Raw genomic sequence first — 17,834 nt, forward strand, 5'->3', positions numbered from 1 at the left:
TCCGCGGGTCAGAATGGGGCCAGCCCGCGGGTCTCGGAGCCACCGGCGGTCCGGGGTGACCGGAGGTGAGCCGTGCCGCGAGCCGCGTCCGGGTCGACGACGGTGGGTCATCCAGGCCCCCGCCGCGACCCACACCACCCATCGCTGCTGCCTGTCCCCTCGCCGGGGACGACGAGCGCGACACTGCTCCTCAACGCGACGTACGAGCCGCTGTGCGTCGTGTCGAGCCGGCGGGCCATCGTGCTGGTCCTGGCGGAGAAAGCGGAGCCGGTCGACTCCGCCGCGGACGTCGTCCACGCCGAGCGGGTGAGCCTGCCCGTGCCCGTCGTCGTCCGGCTGACCAGGTACGTGCGGGTGCCCTACCCCGCGTCCGTGCCGCTGTCGCGCCGCGCGGTGTTCACCCGCGACGGGCAGACGTGCGTCTACTGCGGTGGGTCGGCGACGAGCATCGACCACGTCGTCCCGCGCAGCCGGGGCGGCACGCACACCTGGGACAACGTGGTCGCCGCCTGCCGGCGGTGCAACCACACCAAGGCCGACAGGTCCCTGGCGGAGATGGGCTGGGCCCTGCCGCACCCGCCCCGGACGCCGAGCGGTGCCGCCTGGCGGTTGCTCGGGACGCGGACGGTCGATCCGCGGTGGCGGGACTGGCTGGGCGTGCCCGAGAGCGTCAGCGCGTGAGCTCTCCGGGCACCGCTCGGAGGCTGTGGGCCCTCGCCGAGCCGTTCCACGCCCTGAGCTACTTCGCCCAGGAGTGCCGCGACGCCGCGGAGGCGGCCGGGCTGCGCGGGTTCTGGAGCGGCTACTTCGCGCAGCGCGCCGCCCCGATGGGCGCGGTCGGCGCCGAGGTCGTGACGGCGGTCTTCTACAACTTCGCCCCGGACTTCGTGGCCCGCCGCGTGCCGGCGGTCTGGTCGGACGTCGCGCCGGGTGCCGCGCTGGACGCTCGGCTCGCCGGCGTGGACGGCGCCGTCCGCCGGGTGCTCGGCGACGAGTGGGTCTCCTCGCCGGAGGCGGCGGAGGCGGCGGACCTCGCCGCGAGGGCTGCGTCGGGGGTCGACCTGCCGGGTCGCCCGCTCGCCGCGGCCAACACCGCCGTGTCCGTGCCCGACGAGCCGCACCTGCGCCTGTGGCAGGCGCTCACCACGCTCCGGGAGCACCGCGGTGACGGGCACACGGTCGCCCTGGTCCAGCGGGAGGTCGACGGGATCACCGCCCACGTGCTCGCCGCGGCCGCGGGCCGGTCCGACCGCGAGTGGCTGCTCCGGGCCCGGGGCTGGGACGACGCCGCGTGGGACGACGCGACGGCGCGGCTGGTCGAGCGGCGCTGGATGGACGAGGGCGAGCTCACCGCCGAGGGCCTGGCCATGGTCGCCGCGATCGAGGCGGACACCGACCGGCTGGCCCTCGCGCCGTGGCGGGCGCTGGGCGACGCCGGGTGCGACAGGCTGGCGGGGCTCCTCGCGCCGATCCGCCGGGCGGTCGTGGGGGCGGGGGACTGGCCGGCCGGGAACCCGATCGGGGTGCCCGAGACCGAGGTCTAGCGTCGGCGCCGTGACGCAGCTGCACGACCTCACCGCGCTCGAGCAGGCCGCCGCCGTCCGCGCGAAGGAGGTGAGCCCGACCGAGCTGGTCGAGCACGCCCTCGGCCGGATCGATGCCCTGGATCCCGGGCTGGGCGCCTTCATCACCGTCACCCCCGAGCGGGCGCGCGAGGCCGCGGGCCGGGCCGAGGCGGTGCTCCGCGAGGGCGGCGACCTGCCGCCGCTGCTTGGCGTCCCGACCGCGATCAAGGACCTGAACAACACCGCGGGCGTCCGCACGACGTTCGGCTCCGCGGTCATGGCCGACTTCGTGCCGGCCGTCGACGACGCCGTCGTCACCAAGCTGGCCGCCGCCGGGACGATCAGCCTCGGCAAGACCAACACCCCCGAGTTCGGCTTCCCCTGCTACACCGACAACGAGCTGGCCGGGCCCGCCCGGTGCCCGTGGGACCCGACCCGGCTGGCCGGCGGCTCCAGCGGCGGTGCGGCGGTCGCGGTGGCGGCGGGGATGGTCCCGTTCGCGCAGGGCAGCGACGGTGGCGGCTCGATCCGCATCCCGGCGTCCATCAACGGCATCTACGGCATCAAGCCCACCCGTGGACGCGTCAGCAACGCCCCCTTCGGCAGCGAGGTGACCGGCCTGGGCACGAACGGGCCGCTGGCCCGGACGGTCCGGGACGCCGCCGCGATGCTGGACGCCATGGCCGGGCCGGTGCTCGGCGACCCGGCCTGGGCGCCGCCGCTGCCGCCGGGGGAGACCTTCCTCGGCGCCGCGGACCGCGACCCCGGCCGGCTGCGCATCGGCCGGTTCCGCGAGACCCCGATGCCCGGCGTCGTCCTGGACCCCGAGGTGACCGCCGCGTTCGAGGACGCGTCGGCGCTGCTGGCGTCCCTCGGCCACGAGGTCGAGGACGTCCCGGAGGGGCTGCTGGGACCCGACGTCCTCCCGTCGTTCGAGCAGGTGTGGGCGCTGTCCGGCACGACGCTGCCGGTCCCGCCGGGGCGGGTCGGTGAGCTGCGTCCGCTGACCCGGGAGCTGCGCGCCCGCGGGCTGGCGATGTCGGCGCAGGCGGCGATGGAGTCGATGTTCGCCCTGCGGGTGTTCTCCCGGCGCTTCCTGCACGCCACCCAGCGGTACGACGTCCTTCTGGCGCCCGTGGTCACCATGACGCCCCGGCCGGTGGGCTGGTTCGACGCCGACGGCGACGGGGCCGAGGACTTCGAGCGCAACAAGCGCTATGCCGCCTTCACCGCGCTGTTCAACGTGACCGGGCAGCCCGCCGTGAGCGTCCCGCTGCACTGGACCGACGGCGGCCTGCCCATCGGCAGCATGCTCGTGGGACGGCCCGCGGACGAGGTCACGCTCATCTCGCTGTCCGCCCAGGTGGAGGCGGCGCGTCCGTGGGCGGGACGGCACCCCGCGTCGTGGGGCGTGGCGGGCTGAATCCCGTGCCGTTTGGGTAGGTTGTCGCCCGTGAACACCGTCGAGGTCCTCCTCATACTCGTCGGCATCCCGCTGGCCGTCATCGTGGTGCTGGCGCTGCTGACCCTCCCCGGCGGGCGCAAGCGCTCCCGCTACAAGCCCGGCCAGCCCTGGGAGCACGCGCCGGTCTGGTACGAGCCCCACCCGGAGGGCGGCAGCTCGGGCGGGCACGGGCCGGCTCCCGCGCACGGCCCGGCCGCGGTCCCCGGCGCCTCGACGGCCGCGCTGGGCTCGTCGATGTACCCGGAGCAGTCGGGGGAGCGGAACACCGACGCGGGGACGGGCGCCGGTCCGGTCGCGCACGGCGGCTCGACCAGCCGCGGCTACCCCTCGGTGGACGCCGGCCCGCTCGGCGGCGCCCGCGGGACCTGGTGACCCGATGACCCACTCCACGACGACTGTCCCGGGAGGACGGCGATGACCTCCGCGCTCGAGACCGAGTCGCACGACACGGCCACCCGGCACACCGCGTCCTCGCGCACGGAGGAGGCGGAGCAGTCCCGGCTCGACGAGATCTTCACGTTCCACGAGCTCGCCCGGCTCGACGAGGCGCTCACCATGTCCTCCCGGGAGACCGGGCTGCGGTTCACGCTCTACATCGGTGACCTCGGCAAGCGGACCCGCACCCAGGCCGAGGAGATGCACGCCCGCTCCGGGGTCAACCCGACCGACTCGGTGCTCATCGCCGTGTCACCCGGCCAGAAGGTGGTCGAGGTCGTCACCGGTGCCGGTGCCGGTCGCCGGCTACCCGACCGCGCCTGCGCGCTCGCCGTGCTGTCGATGACCACGTCGTTCGCCAACGGCGACCTGGTCGGCGGCATCGTCAACGGGCTCCGGCAGCTGTCGGACCAGGCCGGCCACCCGGCCTCCCTCCGCCGCCACTAGAACACCGCGGTCCTCCGGACCGCACCCGATCACATTGCGGTCCTCCGGACCGCACCGCGGCCAGCTGCCGTCCCCGATCGGGGCAGAGCCCCTGCCCATGTTCCGATCGGAAGGCCTCCGGCCCCCGCGATCGGTCCACAACGGTGCCGTTCCCCTGTAGCGGGGAACGGCACCGTCGCCGCGTCAGAGGTTCGCGTCGGCGTCCCGCTCGCGGGCCCGCAGCGCGCGGGCGATCCCGTCGCGTCCCTCCGACACGAGCCGGCGCAGCGGGGCGGGCTGCTCCGTGTCGGCCAGCCAGCCATCGGCCGCCGCGATCGTGCGGGGCTCGACGATCGGCGGGAACAGGTACTGGACGGCGTTCTTCGCGATCTCGCCCGGCCGGCGGTCCCACATGGGACGGATCTCGGCGAAGTACCGCTCCACGTAGCCGGCGGTGAGCTCGCGCTGGGCCGGGTGCCAGAAGCCCTGCAGGATCGCCTCGTGCACCGCGTTGGGCACGGTCTCGTCGTGGAAGACCCGCTCCCAGGTCTCCTCCTTCGACTCCGCCGTCGGCCGCAGCGCCCGCGCGGTGGCGGCCCGCCGGATGCCCGTCGCGGTGGCGTCCCGCTCGGCTTCGGCGTCGATCTCGGCGTCGCCGGCGGCACCGATGGCGACCAGGCCGGAGAGGAAGGCCCAGCGCGCGTCGGCGTCCACGACGCATCCCTCGTAGGTGCGGGAGCCGTCGAGGAGCCCGCGCAGCACGGCGGCGTGCTCCTCGGTCCGGGCCGCGCTGGCGAGGGTGCGCGACCACTGCAGCTGCATGTCGCTGCCCGCCGGCGCCGTCTCGAGAGCGCTCAACGCGTGGTCGGCCAACGCCGTCCACCCGGTGGACGCCCAGGTCGGGTCGGCGTAGGACGACAGCGCGGTCTGCACGCGGGCCAGCAACGCCTGGACGACGCTGATCTCGGTCTCGGCGTCGACGCCGGCCAGCACGAGCTGCACCCACTCGCGGGCGGGCAGCTCGGCGTCGCGGGTCATGTCCCAGGCGGCCGACCAGCACAGCGCCCGCGCCAGCGGGTCCGGCATGGCGCCGATCCGGGTGCGCAGGGTGCCCAGCGACCGCTCGTCGAGCCGGAGCTTCGCGTAGGTGAGGTCGTCGTCGTTGACCAGCACCAGGTCGGCGGCCGGGTGCCCCACCAGCTCGGGGACCTCGGTCCGGGCGCCGGCGACGTCGAGCTCCACCCGGTCGCTGCGGGTCAGCCCGCCGGGGCCCTCGCTGTAGAGGCCCACCGCGAGCCGGTGGTTGCGCAGGACCGGGTGCTCGGCGACGGCGGTCTGCTCGATGGCGAAGCTCTTGTACCGGCCGTCGTTGGTGAGCTCGAAGACCGGCCGCAGGGTGTTCACCTGGCTGGTCTTGAGCCACTGCTCGACCCACTCCGAGAGGTCGCGGCCGGAGCTCTCCTCGAGCGGCGCGAGCAGGTCGGCCAGCGTGGTGTTGCCGAACTCGTGCTTGCGGAAGTAGCGGCGCACGCCCGCGAGGAACTCGTCGCGGCCCACGTAGGCGACCAGCTGCTTGAGCACAGAGGCGCCCTTGGCGTAGGTGATGCCGTCGAAGTTGACCTCGACCGCGGCCACGTCGGGGATGTCGGCGGCGATCGGGTGGGTCGAGGGCAGCTGGTCCTGCGCGTACGCCCACGCCTTCTCGGTGTTGGCGAACGTCGTCCACGCGGTCGTGTACTCGGTCGCCTCCGCCTGGCACAGCGTGCTGATGTAGGTCGCGAAGGACTCGTTGAGCCAGAGGTCGTCCCACCAGCGCATGGTCACGAGGTCGCCGAACCACATGTGCCCGAGCTCGTGCAGCACCGTCTCGGCGCGCCGCTCGTAGCGGGCCCGGCTGACCTTCGACCGGAAGACGTAGTCCTCCAGGAACGTCACGGCGCCGGCGTTCTCCATCGCGCCCGCGTTGAACTCCGGGACGAAGAGCTGGTCGTACTTGTCGAACGGGTACGGGTAGTCGAACACCCGGTGGTAGAAGTCGAAGCCCTGCTTGGTGACGCGGAAGAGCTCGTCGGCGTCGAGGAACTTGGCCAGCGAGGCGCGGCAGTACAGGCCGAGCGGGATGCCCTCGTGCGAGTCGGTGACCTTCGCGTACGGACCGGCGATCAGCGCGACGAGGTAGGTCGAGATGCGCTTGGTCGGCTCGAAGTGCGCGAGCTGGGAGCCGCCCGGGCCGGCCTCGATGGTGCGCCCGCCGGTGTTCGAGATGACCTGCCAGTCGAACGGCGCGACGACGTGCAACGTGAAGGTGGCCTTGAGGTCGGGCTGGTCGAAGCAGGCGAACATCCGCTTGGCGTCGGCCGGCTCGAACTGCGTGTAGAGGTAGACCTGCCCGTCCTCGGGGTCCTCGAAGCGGTGCAGGCCCTCACCGGAGTTCGAGTACCGGCAGTCGGCGGTGACGACCAGCGTGTTCTGCTCCGCCAGGCCGGGCAGCGGCAGGCCGCCGTCCTCGGTGTAGGTGCTGACGTCGAGCTCGGCCCCGTTGAGCGTCGCCGAGAGCACGGTGTCGGCGACCAGGTCGATGAAGGTGCTCGCCCCGGCCTCGCGCGCGGTGAACTCGACGGTCGTGACCGAGCGGAACGTGCGCTCGCCGGGGTGCCCGTCGCCGTCGGTGACGTCGAGCTGGAGGTCGTAGCTCTGCACGGCCAGGAGCTCGGCGCGGGCAGCGGCATCGGTGCGGGTCAGGTTGGGAACGGCCACACAGCCCAGCTTCCCATGCGCGGACGACGGATTTTCTCCCCGTTCCACCGGGATCGCCGCGGGGCAGGGAACAAGCCGACGGCGATCCGGATTGACGCCTTCCAGCGAGACCGGCCACGCCGGCGCGACGACGAACGCAGAGGAGCGGTACATGACCGAGGCAGTGCAGAGCGCCCCCACCAAGGCCCGGGTGGACTTCTGGTTCGACCCGCTGTGCCCCTGGGCCTGGCTGACCAGCCGCTGGGTGCTCGAGGCGGCCAAGGTCCGCGACATCGACCTGCACTGGCACGTCATGTCCCTCGCCGTGCTCAACCGCGGCCGGGACCTGCCGGAGGAGTACCAGGAGATGATGAAGAAGGCGATCGGCCCGGTCCGGGTCGCCATCGCCGCCGCCCAGCAGCACGGTGACGAGGTCCTCGGCGACCTCTACACCGCCATGGGCACGCTCCGGCACCACGAGGGGCTCGAGCTCGACGACCTGATCGTCCCGGCGCTCGAGCGGGCCGGGCTGCCCGCCGACCTCGCCGAGGCCGCCACCTCCACCGAGTACGACGAGGCGCTGGAGAAGAGCCACCACGAGGGCATGGACCCGGTCGGCGACGACGTCGGCACGCCGGTCATGCACATCGACGGCGTCGCCTTCTTCGGCCCGGTCATCAGCAAGGTCCCGACCGGCGAGGACGCCGGCAAGGCCTTCGACGGCGCCGTCCTTCTCGCCAACCTGCCCGACTTCTGGGAGCTCAAGCGCACCCGGCTCTCCGGCCCGGACATGGACTCCGTCCCGGCCGACGCCCTCGAGCTCACCGGCCGCCGCTGACCTCCCCACCGGCTCCCGAGCCGGCCCGGTCGTCCGCCGGGGATTCCGCCTGCGGCGGGATCTCCGGCGGCTCGCCCGCGGTCGCACCCTCGGCCAGCGCCGCCGCCTGACCCGGCGTGACGTCGGTGGCCAGGTCCTCGTGCCTGATGTTCAGGCCGACGAGGATCACCACGGCGACGGCGACCATCATCCAGATCGCCACCATGAACGCCTGCGACGTCCCGTACGCCTGCGCCTCGAGGGCGGCTTCCGGCCCGGGAGGACCCGAGGCGGCGAGCTGGGCGAACCGCTCGCTGATGCCGTTGGCGAAGACCGTGCCGAGCACGGCGATGCCGATGGCGCCGCCCACCTGCTGCACCGTGTTGAGCACGGCCGAGCCCACGCCGGCGTCGTTGGGGTCGACCCGGCTGACCGCCGTGAGGGTGAGCGGCACGAACAGCAGGCCCATGCCGACGGCCTGGACCACGATCCACGGCAGCAGGTCGGCGGCGTACCCGGCGCCGACGTCCATCTGGCTGTAGCCCCACATGGCCAGGACCGACAGGCCGGCACCCGCACCGGCGATCCACCGGGGGTCGACCCGCGAGGCGAGCGTGGACGCGATCTGCGCCGCGACGACGATGCCGACCGTGAACGGCAGGAAGGCGACACCGGCCTCGAGCGGGCTGTAGCCGAGCACCTGCTGCACGAACAGCGACACGAACAGGAACATCGCGAAGATCGCCGCGCCGGTGACCAGCATCGCCACGAAGCTCACCGCCCGCGTCCGGTCGGCCAGGACCCGCATCGGCAGGAGGGCGTGGGACGAGCGCGCCTCGATGAGGAAGAAGGCCACCAGCAGCACGACGCCCGCGATGATCGGGCCGTACACCAGCGTGTCCGACCACTCCTGGGGCAGGCCGGTGTCGGCGTCGGTCTGCGCCTTGCGGTTGAAGCCGTAGACGATCGCGGCGATCCCGGTGGTCCCCGTCACCGCTCCCGGCAGGTCCCACCGGCCCGGCTGCGGCGCGGACTCCGCGAGGAAGCGGGGCGCCAGGAACGCCACCACCAGCCCGATCGGCACGTTGATCAGCATCGTCCAGCGCCAGGACGACTCGGTGAGCGCGCCACCCAGGATGAGCCCCACGGCCGCGCCCGCGCCGGACATGGCCGCGTAGACGGCGAAGGCCCGGTTCCGCTGGGGTCCGGCCGGGAACGTGGTGGTGATCAGCGCCAGCGCGGTCGGGGACGCCGCCGCGGCACCGGCGCCCTGCAGCGCGCGGGCACCGAGCAGCTGCCACTGCTCCTGGGCCACGCCGGCGAGCAACGAGCCCAGGGAGAACAGCAGCACGCCGGCGAAGAAGACCTTGCGCCGGCCGATGAGGTCGCCGAGCCGTCCGCCGAGCAGCAGCAGGCCGCCGAAGGCGATCGCGTAGGCCGTGACGACCCAGGTGAGGTCGGCGTCGGTGATGGACAGCTCCTCCTGGATCCGGGGGAGGGCGATGTTCACGACGGAGCCGTCGAGCACGACCATCAGCTGCACCGTGCAGATGAGGACGAGCGCGACCCACAGCGGGCGTCCGCCCGGGCCGGTGCGCCGGTCCTCCTCGGGCGGGCCGGCGTCGGTGGGCGTGCGGGGTCCGGGAACGGGCGGGCGATCGGTGGACATGGTGTCTCCTCCGGTGCGGGTACGCGGGGCTGCGCGGGCGCGCGGAGCCCGAGCGGCGCCGGCCGGGTCCACGACCTGAGACCGCGCGGGACGCTAGTGATGGAGACGACGCGGCGGGCCCGTCCGTGACACGTGGGAGCGGTCTCCCGGCGCGTGCTGCTGTCCCGCGACCGGCCGGTCACGGCCAGTTCGTGCGGGGCAGGGCCCGAGGTCCCTGCCCGGCCGCGTGCGGCATGCTGTCGCGGTGCCGAACCCCGTCCGCCAGCGCATCTTCATCTCCGGCGCGAGCGCCGGCCTCGGCGAGGGCATGGCCCGCCGGTTCGCCGCCATGGGCCGCGACCTGGCGCTGGCCGCCCGCCGCACCGACCGGCTCGACGCGCTCCGGGACGAGCTGCTGGCCGCGCACCCGGGCATCCGCGTGGTCACCGCGGCGATGGACGTCGACGACCCGGACTCCGTCCCGACCGCGATGCGCCGGCTGGCCGACCAGCTCGGCGGCTTCGACCGGGTGATCGCGAACGCCGGCATCGGCCGGGGCGCCTCCATCGGCACCGGCCGGGCCGCCGACAACCGCGCCATCCTGCTGACCAACGTCCTCGGCACCCACGCCCAGTGCGAGGTCGCGATGGAGCTCTTCCGCGAGCAGGGCGCCGGGCACCTCGTCCTGATCAGCTCGGTGGCCAGCGTCCGCGGCATGAAGGGCAGCCGGACCGCCTACGGCGCCAGCAAGGCGGCGCTGAACTCGCTCGCGGAGGGCATCCGCTCCGACGTCCTGGGGTCCCAGATCGTGGTGTCGGCGATCCTGCCCGGCTACATCGAGACGGCGATCAACGAGGGGCGCCGGGGTCCGCTCACCGTCGGGCTGGACAAGGGTGTCCGCGCGCTGGTCGACGTCGTCGAGCGGGAGCCCGCGCGGGGCTACGTGCCCGAGTGGCCGTGGCGACCGGTCGCCGGCCTGCTGCGGGTGCTGCCGATGGGTGCCGTCCGCCGGCTCACCGGCGACTGATCACCAGCAGATCCGCATCGGGCGGCCCCGGGAGTCCGTGCCGCCGTCGCCGACGCACTCGCCCTCGCCGCGGGCCAGCCGCCTGGCGGACCAGGCCGCGGCGCACGCGTCCAGGGCGTCGACCACCGGGACGCCGGTCGGCGCGCACAGCAGTGCCTCCTCGACGTCCATCACCCCGCGGAGGGCCCGCAGGCGCTGCACGGTCCCGCGGGCCGTGCCCTTCCGGTCGCGCACCTCGCCGGAGAGGGCGCGGAACGCCAGCTCGGGGTGGACCTCCACGACCCGGTCGGTGGGCGGGTCGCCGAGCGCCTCGTCCAGCGAGCGGATGGCCTTCCCCAGCTGGAACGCCTGCGCGGAGATCGACCGGCCCGACGCGGCGAGCGCGATCCGGCGGGCCTCGGCGTAGTCGTCGGTGGCCAGCACGGCCCGCACCGGTGCGGGGAAGACAGAGCTGGCCGCTCCGGTCAGCAGCCGCCGCGCGGCGACGTCGCAGGCGCGGACCCCGTCGTCCGAGAGGCCGATGGGCATGTCGATGGCGACGAGCTCGACGTCGGGGACCGCCAGGACGGCCTCGGCGTCGGGGAGGTCGAGCAGCGTGACTGCGCGGCCGTCGAGCAACGCGCCCACCCATCGCCCGCGCCAGCCGTCGACCCCCAGCACCGCCACGCTCGGAGCCTGACAGACTCGCGCCCGTGCGCGTCTTCATCGGTACCGACCACGCAGGCCTCGAGTTCAAGGAGCACCTGAAGCAGGCACTCACCGACGCAGGTCACGAGCCGGTCGACTGCGGCGCGTTCGAGTACGACGCGCAGGACGACTACCCGCCCTTCTGCTTCGAGGTGGGGGAGCGGACCGTCACCGAGCCCGGGTCGCTCGGCGTCGTCATCGGTGGTTCCGGCAACGGCGAGCAGATCGCGGCGAACAAGGTGCCCGGCGTCCGGGCGGCCCTGGTCTGGAACACCTCGACGGCGCAGCTGGCGCGCCAGCACAACGACGCCAACGTGGTGGCCGTCGGCGCCCGCCAGCACAGCTCCGAGGAGGCGACCGAGCTGGTGCTCGAGTTCCTCCGCACGCCGTTCAGCGAGGACGAGCGGCACGTCCGCCGGATCGGGCTGATCAGCGACTACGAGCGCGACCGGCACCGCCCGGCCGGCGGTCAGTCGACGGGTCCGCAGCAGCACCCCTGATCAGAGCACGGAGAACCCGCTCGGCAGGCCGTCCCGCCCGGTCGCGGCCAAGAGCAGCGGGCCGGCGCGCCCGCCGGTGACCGCCAGTTCTGTGACCAGGCCGAGGGCCTGGGCCGCCGCGCTCGGCGGGACGTCCGCCGGCAGGCCGAGCGCGGCGCAGAGGTCGGCGGTGTGGACGGCGAGCTCGAAGGTCCGCGTCGGGAGGTAGTCGGCCAGGCGCATGCCCCCGGCCACCGTCGTCAGCAGCTCGTCGCCGGTCCGTGCGCTGACCAGCGGGACCACCCGGGCCGCGATCGCGGCCACCGCGGCGCTGGGATCGTCGCCCAGCGCCGCGCCCGCCTCGCGCCCCCGCTCGGCCACCGCCGGACCGGCGGTCATCGCGCTGGTGGCCCGGAAGTACCCGGCGGCCGAGTCGACCGCGACAGCCTCCGCGGGCTGCTCGAGGTAGGTCTCGACCGTCAGGAGCGAGCGGCTGGTGTGGCCGACCAGGGCGCGGACGTCCCACTCGCCGAGCCCGGGCTCGCTCCAGCGGTCGCCGACCCTGGCGGTCGTGTCCACGAACCACCGCGCGGCGTCGGCGAAGGCTCGCCGTGCGTCGTCCCAGGTCATGCCGGGGCTCTCAGAAGTCGTCCGGGCACCACGGGGTGACCGGCCAGCCGAACGCGGTGGAGGCGTGGGTGACCGCGCCGGGGCTGATCTCCGTGACCCGCCCGGCGGCCTGCAGCGTGGCCAGCGAGGTGCCGCCGAGGTAGATGGCCGACAGCTCCTCGATGCCGAGGGAGATGTCGGGGTCGCGGTCGGTGCGCTCGCAGAACGCGCCCGACGGGTGGCCCCAGACGTGCCAGCGCCCGTGGTTCCACGCGCAGAACGGGTCACGGACGTCGAAGACCAGGTCGATCCGGGCCGGGTACCGCCGGGCGGACAAGGCCCGGCCGACGTCCACCAGCCGCACCCAGAGCCCGTCCCGCGGCGGACCGGTGAGCGCCCGGGCGTCGGTGACCATGGCGCGGATCGGGTCGTCGGGGTGCGCGCGCTGCAGCCGGACGGTGCTCACCAGGTCGATCGAGAGCAGCACCTGCCACAGCGAGGCGTAGGCGGGCGTGCTGAGCCCGCGCACCTCCTCGACGGTGAGCGTGCCGTCGGGGTGGCCGGTCTCGGTCCAGCTCTCCTTCACCCGGTAGGCGGCGTACCCGGTGACGGTGCCGTCGGTCTCGGTGTGCAGCAGGTACCGGCGGGCGGTGGCACCGTGCCGGTGCTCGGGGAGGTCGAGCAGCTCGCGGTCCCACCAGCGGTCGTCGCGGGCCAGGTTGCCCGGGACGGCGCGGCGCACCGTGTCGTGCACGGCGACCGCGGCCGGCCGGTAGGCGGCCTCGTCGACGATGGTGACCCGGCCGGTCCCGAGGTCGACGTCCGGCCGCAGGCGCAGGCGGGCGGTCGGCCCGGACAGCGGGGCGCGGACGGTGGCGGGCGCGTAGCCGAAGCGCCCGTAGATGGGGTGCTCGGAGGCCCAGAGCGCTGCCACCGGCTCCCGCTCCTGCTCGTGGAGCTCGGTGAGCTGGCGCCGCATCATCGCGGTCAGGACGCCACGGCGGCGGTGGGTCGGGGCGACGGTCACCCACGTGATGCCGGCGCACGGCACGAGCGCGCCGGGCACGGTGAGCTCGCGGCTGTAGATGCCGGAGGTCGCGACCACGCGTCCGTCGTCCCAGAGCCCGAGCGACCGGTCCAGCTCGGCGACCGGCGACGGTGTGTCGACGTAGGGCCCGACCGGCGTCTCGCCGAAGGCGCCCGCCATGGTCTGCAGGAACTCGGGCCACTCCTCGGCCGTCGCCGGGCGGAGCTGGTCGTAGATGTCGTCGGCCACGGAGGTTGTCTACCGGTCGGGTCCGACGCTCCGCCAACCAGTTCCGGTCAGCTGCGCAGGTAGGCCAGCGTGGCCATGACCCGCCGGTGCTGGTCGTCGTCCTGAGCGAGGCCGAGCTTGGCGAAGATGTGCTGGGTGTGCTTCTCGACCGCGCCGGGGGTGACCATGAGGAGCCGGGCTATCGCGGCGTTGGAGTGGCCCTCCGCGATCAGGCCGAGCACCTCGCGTTCCCGCGGGGTCAGCCGCCGGACCGGGTCGTCGGCGCGCCGCCGGGCGAACAGCTGGGCGACGACCTGCGGGTCGAGCACCGTGCCGCCGCCGACGACGTCCTCCAGGGCCGACAGGAACGTGTCCACGTCGGCGACGCGGTCCTTGAGCAGGTAGCCGACCCCGCCGGCGCCGTCGGCGAGCAGCTCGTCGGCGTAGGCGACCTCGACGTACTGGGAGAGGACGAGGACCGCCGTCCCCGGCACCTCCCGCCGGGCCTCGACGGCGGCGCGGAGCCCCTCGTCGGTGTGCGTCGGCGGCATCCGGACGTCGACGACGGCGACGTCCGGGCGGTGCTCGCGCACCGCCCGGACGAGCGAGGGGCCGTCGCCGACGGCGGCGACCACCTCGGTGCCGGCCTCCTCGAGGAGCCGGACCAGGCCCTCCCGCAGGAGGACGGAGTCCTCGGCGAGGATCACGCGCACGGCAGGTCCGCGGTCAGCCGGGTGGGTCCGCCGCGCGGGCTCTCCACGGTCAGGACGCCGTCCACCGCCTGCAGCCGGTCGGCCAGGCCCGCGAGTCCGTGACCGGCCGCGATCACGGCGCCCCCGGTGCCGTCGTCCTCGACGACGACCCGGAGCCGGTCGCCCGCGCACCGGACCTCGACCCGGCTCGTCGTCGCGTCGCTGTGCTTGGCGATGTTGGCCAGCGCCTCGCTGACGACGAAGTAGGCGGTGTTCTCGGTGACCGGTGCGAGGCGCTCGGTGGGCAGGTCGACGGCGAGGTCGACCGGCACGGGGGAGCGGGCGGCGATCGCGGCGAGAGCGGCGGCCAGGCCGCGGTCGGCGAGCACCGGCGGGGCGATGCCGCGCGACAGGGCCCGCAGGTCCTCGAGCGTCTCCCGCGCCAGGCCCGCGGCCTCGCCGAGCGCGGCGTGGGCGGCGGCCGGGTCGCGCTCGAGCTGCCGCTGGGCGCGGGCGAGGTCCATGTTCAGCCGGACCAGCTGCTGCTGCGGACCGTCGTGGATGTCGCGCTCCAGCCGCCGCAGGGCGACCGCCTCGGCGGCGACCGCCGCGTTGCGCCCCTCGGTGAGCCGGCCGAGCTCGGCCTGCGTCGCGGCGCGGGAGGTGAGCATGACCCGGCCCAGCTGCGCCTGGAGCAGGGCCATCCCACGGACGGCGAAGGGCAGCAGGACGGCGAAGACGATGCCGATGGCGGTGTAGAGGGCGATCCGGATCCCGGCGGAGCTGTCGAAGCCGAGCAGCTCGAGCAGGTCCTCGTTGTCCGGGTCGGTGGACGGGTCGGGCAGCGCCCAGTCCCATGCGGCGTAGGTGATCCCACCGAGTGCGATCGACCAGAAGGTGACCGTCACGACGAAGGAGGCGATCGCCAGGGGGAAGCGGACCAGGCCGTGCAGCGCATCGAGCCATGTCTGGGGGTCGCGCAGCGGGGTGATCAGCTTCCGCACCGCGCTCCCTTCGGGCACGCGGAACGCGGGGCTGGGAACCGGGCGGTTCAGGACATTGGGCAGCCAGGCGCGCTCGATCGCGGCGAAGCCCCGCGCGGCGAGCAGGGTGGCGGCCAGGACGGCCACGCCCACCCAGATCACCAGCAGTCCGGCGCCGAGGCTGAGGCCGGTCACGACGACGACGAACGCCGCGATCGCGACCGGGAAGCTGACGAGGGTGTAGGCGGAGTCGATCCCGAGCTGGCGCACGATCCCGAGCGGGCCGGGCCGGGCCGGCGGGTCGGGTGTCTCGAAGGCCATGGTCGGCAGGACGGCGGTGTCTGTGGTCATGCCGTCGAGCCTGGTTCCGGGCGGCGCCCGGACCCATCCCGCTGGCTGGCCGATGTGGGGTCGGGCTGGCCCGACCACGGGAAACGTGTCATCTCGGGACGGAATGCTGGCGGCCCCTCCCGGCGAAGTCCAGCAACCACGGCCCCGGCCGGGTGAGGACGGTCCGGGGGCTCCCGAACTGTCGGTGACCTGTGATGTGCTGATCGGCACATCGACTCCGAGGAGTGGTCACAGGTGACCAGCGTCGCGATCGGCCCGGCCGACCAGCTCGACCCCCGGCTGCTCGAGCACCGCCGCGAGCTGACCGGCTACTGCTACCGCATGCTCGGCTCGTCCTTCGACGCCGAGGACGCCGTGCAGGAGACCATGGTCCGGGCCTGGCGCGGGCTGGGTGACTTCGAGGGCCGCTCGGCGCTGCGGTCGTGGCTGTACCGCATCGCCACCAACGTCTGCCTCGACCAGCTGTCCGGTCGGCAGCGCCGCGCGCTGCCGATGGACCTGGCCGGCTCGCCGTCACCACCGGTGGAGTCCTCGCTCGCGGCCCGCCGCCCGGGGACGGCGTGGATCGAGCCGGTCCTCGACCGCCAGGTCCTGCCCGAGGACGGCGACCCGGCGGAGCGCGCGGTGGCCAAGGAGTCGATCCGGCTGGCGTTCATCGCGGCGCTGCAGCACCTGCCGCCGCGGCAGCGGGCGGTGCTGATCCTCCGCGAGGTGCTGCGCTGGAAGGCCGACGAGGTGGCCCAGCTGCTCGACACCACCGTGGCGTCGGTGAACAGCGCGCTGCAGCGGGCGCGGGCCACGCTGTCGGCTGCCGGCGGGGTGCCGGAACCGCGGCGGGAGCTGGACGCGGACGACCGCGAGCTGCTGGCCCGGTACGTGGACGCCTTCGAGCGCTACGACATCGACGCCTTCGTGCAGCTTCTGCACGAGGACGCGACCCAGCACATGCCGCCGTTCGAGATGTGGCTGCGCGGGCGCGACGACATCGGCACCTGGATGCTCGGCCCCGGGGCGGAGTGCCGTGGCTCCAAGGTCTTCCCGATGAGCGCCAACGGGACGCCGGCCTTCGCGCAGTACAAGCCGCGCAAGGGTGGTGGTCGCGAGCCGTGGGCGTTGCACGTGCTCGAGGTGGAGAACGGGCGGATCGCCCACATCTCGAGCTTCCTCGACCTCGACGACAACCAGCTGTTCGCGAGGCTCGGCCTGCCGACGCTGATCGACTGACATGCGGCGCCGCCGATGAGTCCCCGGCGATCGGCGGGTCCTAGGAGCAGGACCTTCGAGAGGGGACGGACCATGCTCGGCGACAGCCCAGCCTTCAGCGGCTTCTCGGTCAGCGACCCGGCGGCCGCGCGCCGCTTCTACGAGGAGACCCTCGGCCTGCGCGTCTCCGACGAGGAGATGGAGGGCATCATGCGACTCCACCTCGGCGGCGGCACCGACGTGCTCGTCTACGGCAAGCCGAACCACGAGCCGGCCACGTTCACTGTGCTCAACTTCCCGGTGCCCGACGTCGAGAAGGCCGTCGACGAGCTGACCGCGCGCGGCGTCCGGTTCGAGCAGTACGAGAACCCGCCCACCGACGCCAAGGGCATCATGCGCGAGGGCGGCCCGCTGATCGCCTGGTTCACCGACCCCGCCGGCAACGTCTTCTCGGTCATCGCGCAGGACTGAGCCGGCGCCGAGCCGCGGTCCCTCCACCGCGGGAGCCAGCGCTGCCGGGCCGGCGCACCCCGGCCGACGGGTCCTGAGCGGGTGGCACGATGCCGGCATGGTCTCCAGCCGTGCGCCGGGCGGCACGGCGTTCGTGCTCGGCGGCGGGGGCGTGCTGGGCGCGGCCGAGGTCGGGATGCTGCGCGCGCTGTTCGAGCGCGAGATCCGTCCCGACGTGATCGTGGGTACGTCCGTCGGCGCCATCAACGGCGCGCTGATCGCCGCCGATCCGGGGCCGGCCGCGGTCGAGCGGCTGCGCGCGGTGTGGGAGGAGCTCGCCTCCGAGGGCGTCTTCGCGGGGTCCGTGCTCGCCCGGATGGGCACGCTCGTCCGGACGCGCACGCACCTGCACCCTCGGGAGCCGCTGCGGGACCTGCTCGCGGCCCATCTGCCGGTACGGACCTTCGCCGAGCTCCGCGTCCCCTTCCAATGCGTGGCGGCCAGCATCGAGCGAGCCGCTGAGCACTGGTTCAGCGACGGCTCCCTGGTCGAGGCGGTGCTGGCGTCGTCCGCGGTCCCCGGGCTGCTGCCGCCGGTCGAGCTCGACGGCGAGCACTACCTGGACGGTGGGCTGGTGCACAGCATCCCGGTCGGCCGGGCGGTCGCGCTGGGCGCCGACACGATCTACGTGCTGCACGTCGGGCGGATCGACCGGCCACTGCGACCGCCGACCAAGCCGTGGGAGGTCGCCCAGGTCGCCTTCGAGATCGCCAGGCGGCACCGGTTCGCCGCCGATCTGGCCGCGCTGCCACCGGGCGTCACGCTGCACGTGCTGCCGTCCGGGCAGCAGGGCCAGGCGACCGCCGGTGACCTCGGGAGCCTCCGCTACCGCGACTTCTCCGCCGTCCCGGCCCGCATCGACCGGGCCTACGACGCGGCCGCCCGCTACCTCGACGGCTCCGGGACGGACGAGGACGGGGCGGCCTGACGTGCTACCACCTCGCCC

18 protein-coding genes are annotated in these 17,834 nt (G+C 74.2%); 11 read left to right on the forward strand and 7 right to left on the reverse strand.

Annotated features, from left to right (window positions below; all coding sequences use genetic code 11):
• Positions 1 to 219: 219 nt before the first annotated feature.
• The 5 genes from ACI78T_RS10995 to ACI78T_RS11015 are packed head-to-tail and all read left to right on the forward strand — an operon-like array spanning position 220 to position 3,912.
• Positions 220 to 681: an HNH endonuclease gene (locus ACI78T_RS10995; RefSeq protein WP_456558131.1), complete on the forward strand. Its 462-nt coding sequence runs from the start codon at positions 220 to 222 to the stop codon at positions 679 to 681.
• Positions 678 to 1,544, forward strand: a complete 867-nt coding sequence (locus tag ACI78T_RS11000) for an SCO6745 family protein (protein WP_456558132.1) — start codon at positions 678 to 680, stop codon at positions 1,542 to 1,544. Before ACI78T_RS10995 ends, ACI78T_RS11000 begins: the two co-directional genes overlap by 4 nt.
• 10 nt (positions 1,545 to 1,554) lie before the next feature.
• The gene (locus ACI78T_RS11005; protein ID WP_456558133.1) at positions 1,555 to 2,988 is read left to right on the forward strand and encodes an amidase; all 1,434 of its coding nucleotides are present in this window, start codon (positions 1,555 to 1,557) and stop codon (positions 2,986 to 2,988) included.
• Positions 2,989 to 3,018: 30 nt separating this feature from the next.
• A complete protein-coding gene (gene ctaJ, locus ACI78T_RS11010; protein WP_456558134.1) occupies positions 3,019 to 3,402 on the forward strand; it encodes an aa3-type cytochrome oxidase subunit CtaJ in 384 nt (127 codons plus the stop codon).
• Positions 3,403 to 3,444: 42 nt separating this feature from the next.
• Complete coding sequence (locus ACI78T_RS11015; RefSeq protein WP_456558135.1) at positions 3,445 to 3,912, forward strand: DUF5130 family protein; 468 nt, start codon at positions 3,445 to 3,447, stop codon at positions 3,910 to 3,912.
• A gap of 183 nt (positions 3,913 to 4,095) precedes the next feature.
• On the opposite strand, the gene pepN is transcribed toward ACI78T_RS11015, so the two are convergent.
• Entirely contained in the window at positions 4,096 to 6,648 is a 2,553-nt protein-coding gene (gene pepN, locus ACI78T_RS11020) for an aminopeptidase N (protein ID WP_456558136.1), read from the reverse strand.
• A gap of 151 nt (positions 6,649 to 6,799) precedes the next feature.
• Between pepN and ACI78T_RS11025 the strand changes: the two genes are divergently transcribed.
• A complete protein-coding gene (locus tag ACI78T_RS11025; protein ID WP_456558137.1) occupies positions 6,800 to 7,465 on the forward strand; it encodes a mycothiol-dependent nitroreductase Rv2466c family protein in 666 nt (221 codons plus the stop codon).
• Here the strand turns inward: ACI78T_RS11025 and ACI78T_RS11030 are convergent.
• Positions 7,449 to 9,113, reverse strand: coding sequence for an MFS transporter (locus ACI78T_RS11030; protein WP_456558138.1), 1,665 nt, complete (start codon positions 9,111 to 9,113; stop codon positions 7,449 to 7,451). The genes ACI78T_RS11025 and ACI78T_RS11030 overlap by 17 nt on opposite strands.
• A 244-nt stretch (positions 9,114 to 9,357) precedes the next feature.
• Here ACI78T_RS11030 and ACI78T_RS11035 point away from each other — a divergent pair, with 244 nt between their 5' ends.
• On the forward strand, positions 9,358 to 10,119 hold the full coding sequence (locus ACI78T_RS11035) for an SDR family oxidoreductase (RefSeq protein ID WP_456558139.1): 762 nt from the start codon (positions 9,358 to 9,360) through the stop codon (positions 10,117 to 10,119).
• Here the strand turns inward: ACI78T_RS11035 and ACI78T_RS11040 are convergent, their stop codons facing one another.
• On the reverse strand, positions 10,120 to 10,785 hold the full coding sequence (locus tag ACI78T_RS11040; RefSeq protein ID WP_456558140.1) for a DUF429 domain-containing protein: 666 nt from the start codon (positions 10,783 to 10,785) through the stop codon (positions 10,120 to 10,122).
• A gap of 26 nt (positions 10,786 to 10,811) precedes the next feature.
• On the opposite strand from ACI78T_RS11040, the gene ACI78T_RS11045 reads away from it, so the two are divergent.
• Positions 10,812 to 11,306 (forward strand): ribose-5-phosphate isomerase, encoded by a 495-nt coding sequence (locus ACI78T_RS11045; RefSeq protein WP_456558141.1) that lies wholly within the window; start codon positions 10,812 to 10,814, stop codon positions 11,304 to 11,306.
• Here the strand turns inward: ACI78T_RS11045 and ACI78T_RS11050 are convergent, their stop codons facing one another.
• Genes ACI78T_RS11050 through ACI78T_RS11065 form a run of 4 tightly spaced genes read right to left on the reverse strand, consistent with a single transcriptional unit; the run spans position 11,307 to position 15,175 of the window.
• A complete protein-coding gene (locus ACI78T_RS11050) occupies positions 11,307 to 11,915 on the reverse strand; it encodes a maleylpyruvate isomerase N-terminal domain-containing protein (protein WP_456558142.1) in 609 nt (202 codons plus the stop codon). It lies immediately after the preceding gene.
• Between the two features lie 10 nt (positions 11,916 to 11,925).
• Positions 11,926 to 13,170 carry a GNAT family N-acetyltransferase gene (locus ACI78T_RS11055; RefSeq protein WP_456558143.1) on the reverse strand — a complete coding sequence of 415 codons (1,245 nt, stop codon included), beginning with the start codon at positions 13,168 to 13,170 and terminating at the stop codon, positions 11,926 to 11,928.
• Between the two features lie 47 nt (positions 13,171 to 13,217).
• A complete protein-coding gene (locus ACI78T_RS11060) occupies positions 13,218 to 13,862 on the reverse strand; it encodes a response regulator transcription factor (RefSeq protein ID WP_456558144.1) in 645 nt (214 codons plus the stop codon).
• Entirely contained in the window at positions 13,853 to 15,175 is a 1,323-nt protein-coding gene (locus tag ACI78T_RS11065) for a sensor histidine kinase (protein ID WP_456558145.1), read from the reverse strand. Before ACI78T_RS11065 ends, ACI78T_RS11060 begins: the two co-directional genes overlap by 10 nt.
• A 234-nt stretch (positions 15,176 to 15,409) precedes the next feature.
• Between ACI78T_RS11065 and ACI78T_RS11070 the strand changes: the two genes are divergently transcribed.
• The 3 genes from ACI78T_RS11070 (at position 15,410) to ACI78T_RS11080 (ending at position 17,816) form a co-directional block, all read left to right on the forward strand.
• Positions 15,410 to 16,399 (forward strand): sigma-70 family RNA polymerase sigma factor, encoded by a 990-nt coding sequence (locus ACI78T_RS11070; RefSeq protein WP_456558146.1) that lies wholly within the window; start codon positions 15,410 to 15,412, stop codon positions 16,397 to 16,399.
• A gap of 72 nt (positions 16,400 to 16,471) precedes the next feature.
• Entirely contained in the window at positions 16,472 to 16,849 is a 378-nt protein-coding gene (locus ACI78T_RS11075; RefSeq protein WP_456558147.1) for a VOC family protein, read from the forward strand.
• 97 nt (positions 16,850 to 16,946) lie between these two features.
• A complete protein-coding gene (locus ACI78T_RS11080; RefSeq protein ID WP_456558148.1) occupies positions 16,947 to 17,816 on the forward strand; it encodes a patatin-like phospholipase family protein in 870 nt (289 codons plus the stop codon).
• Positions 17,817 to 17,834 lie beyond the last annotated feature (18 nt).

It is taken from the genome of Blastococcus sp. SYSU D00922, assembly GCF_054050495.1.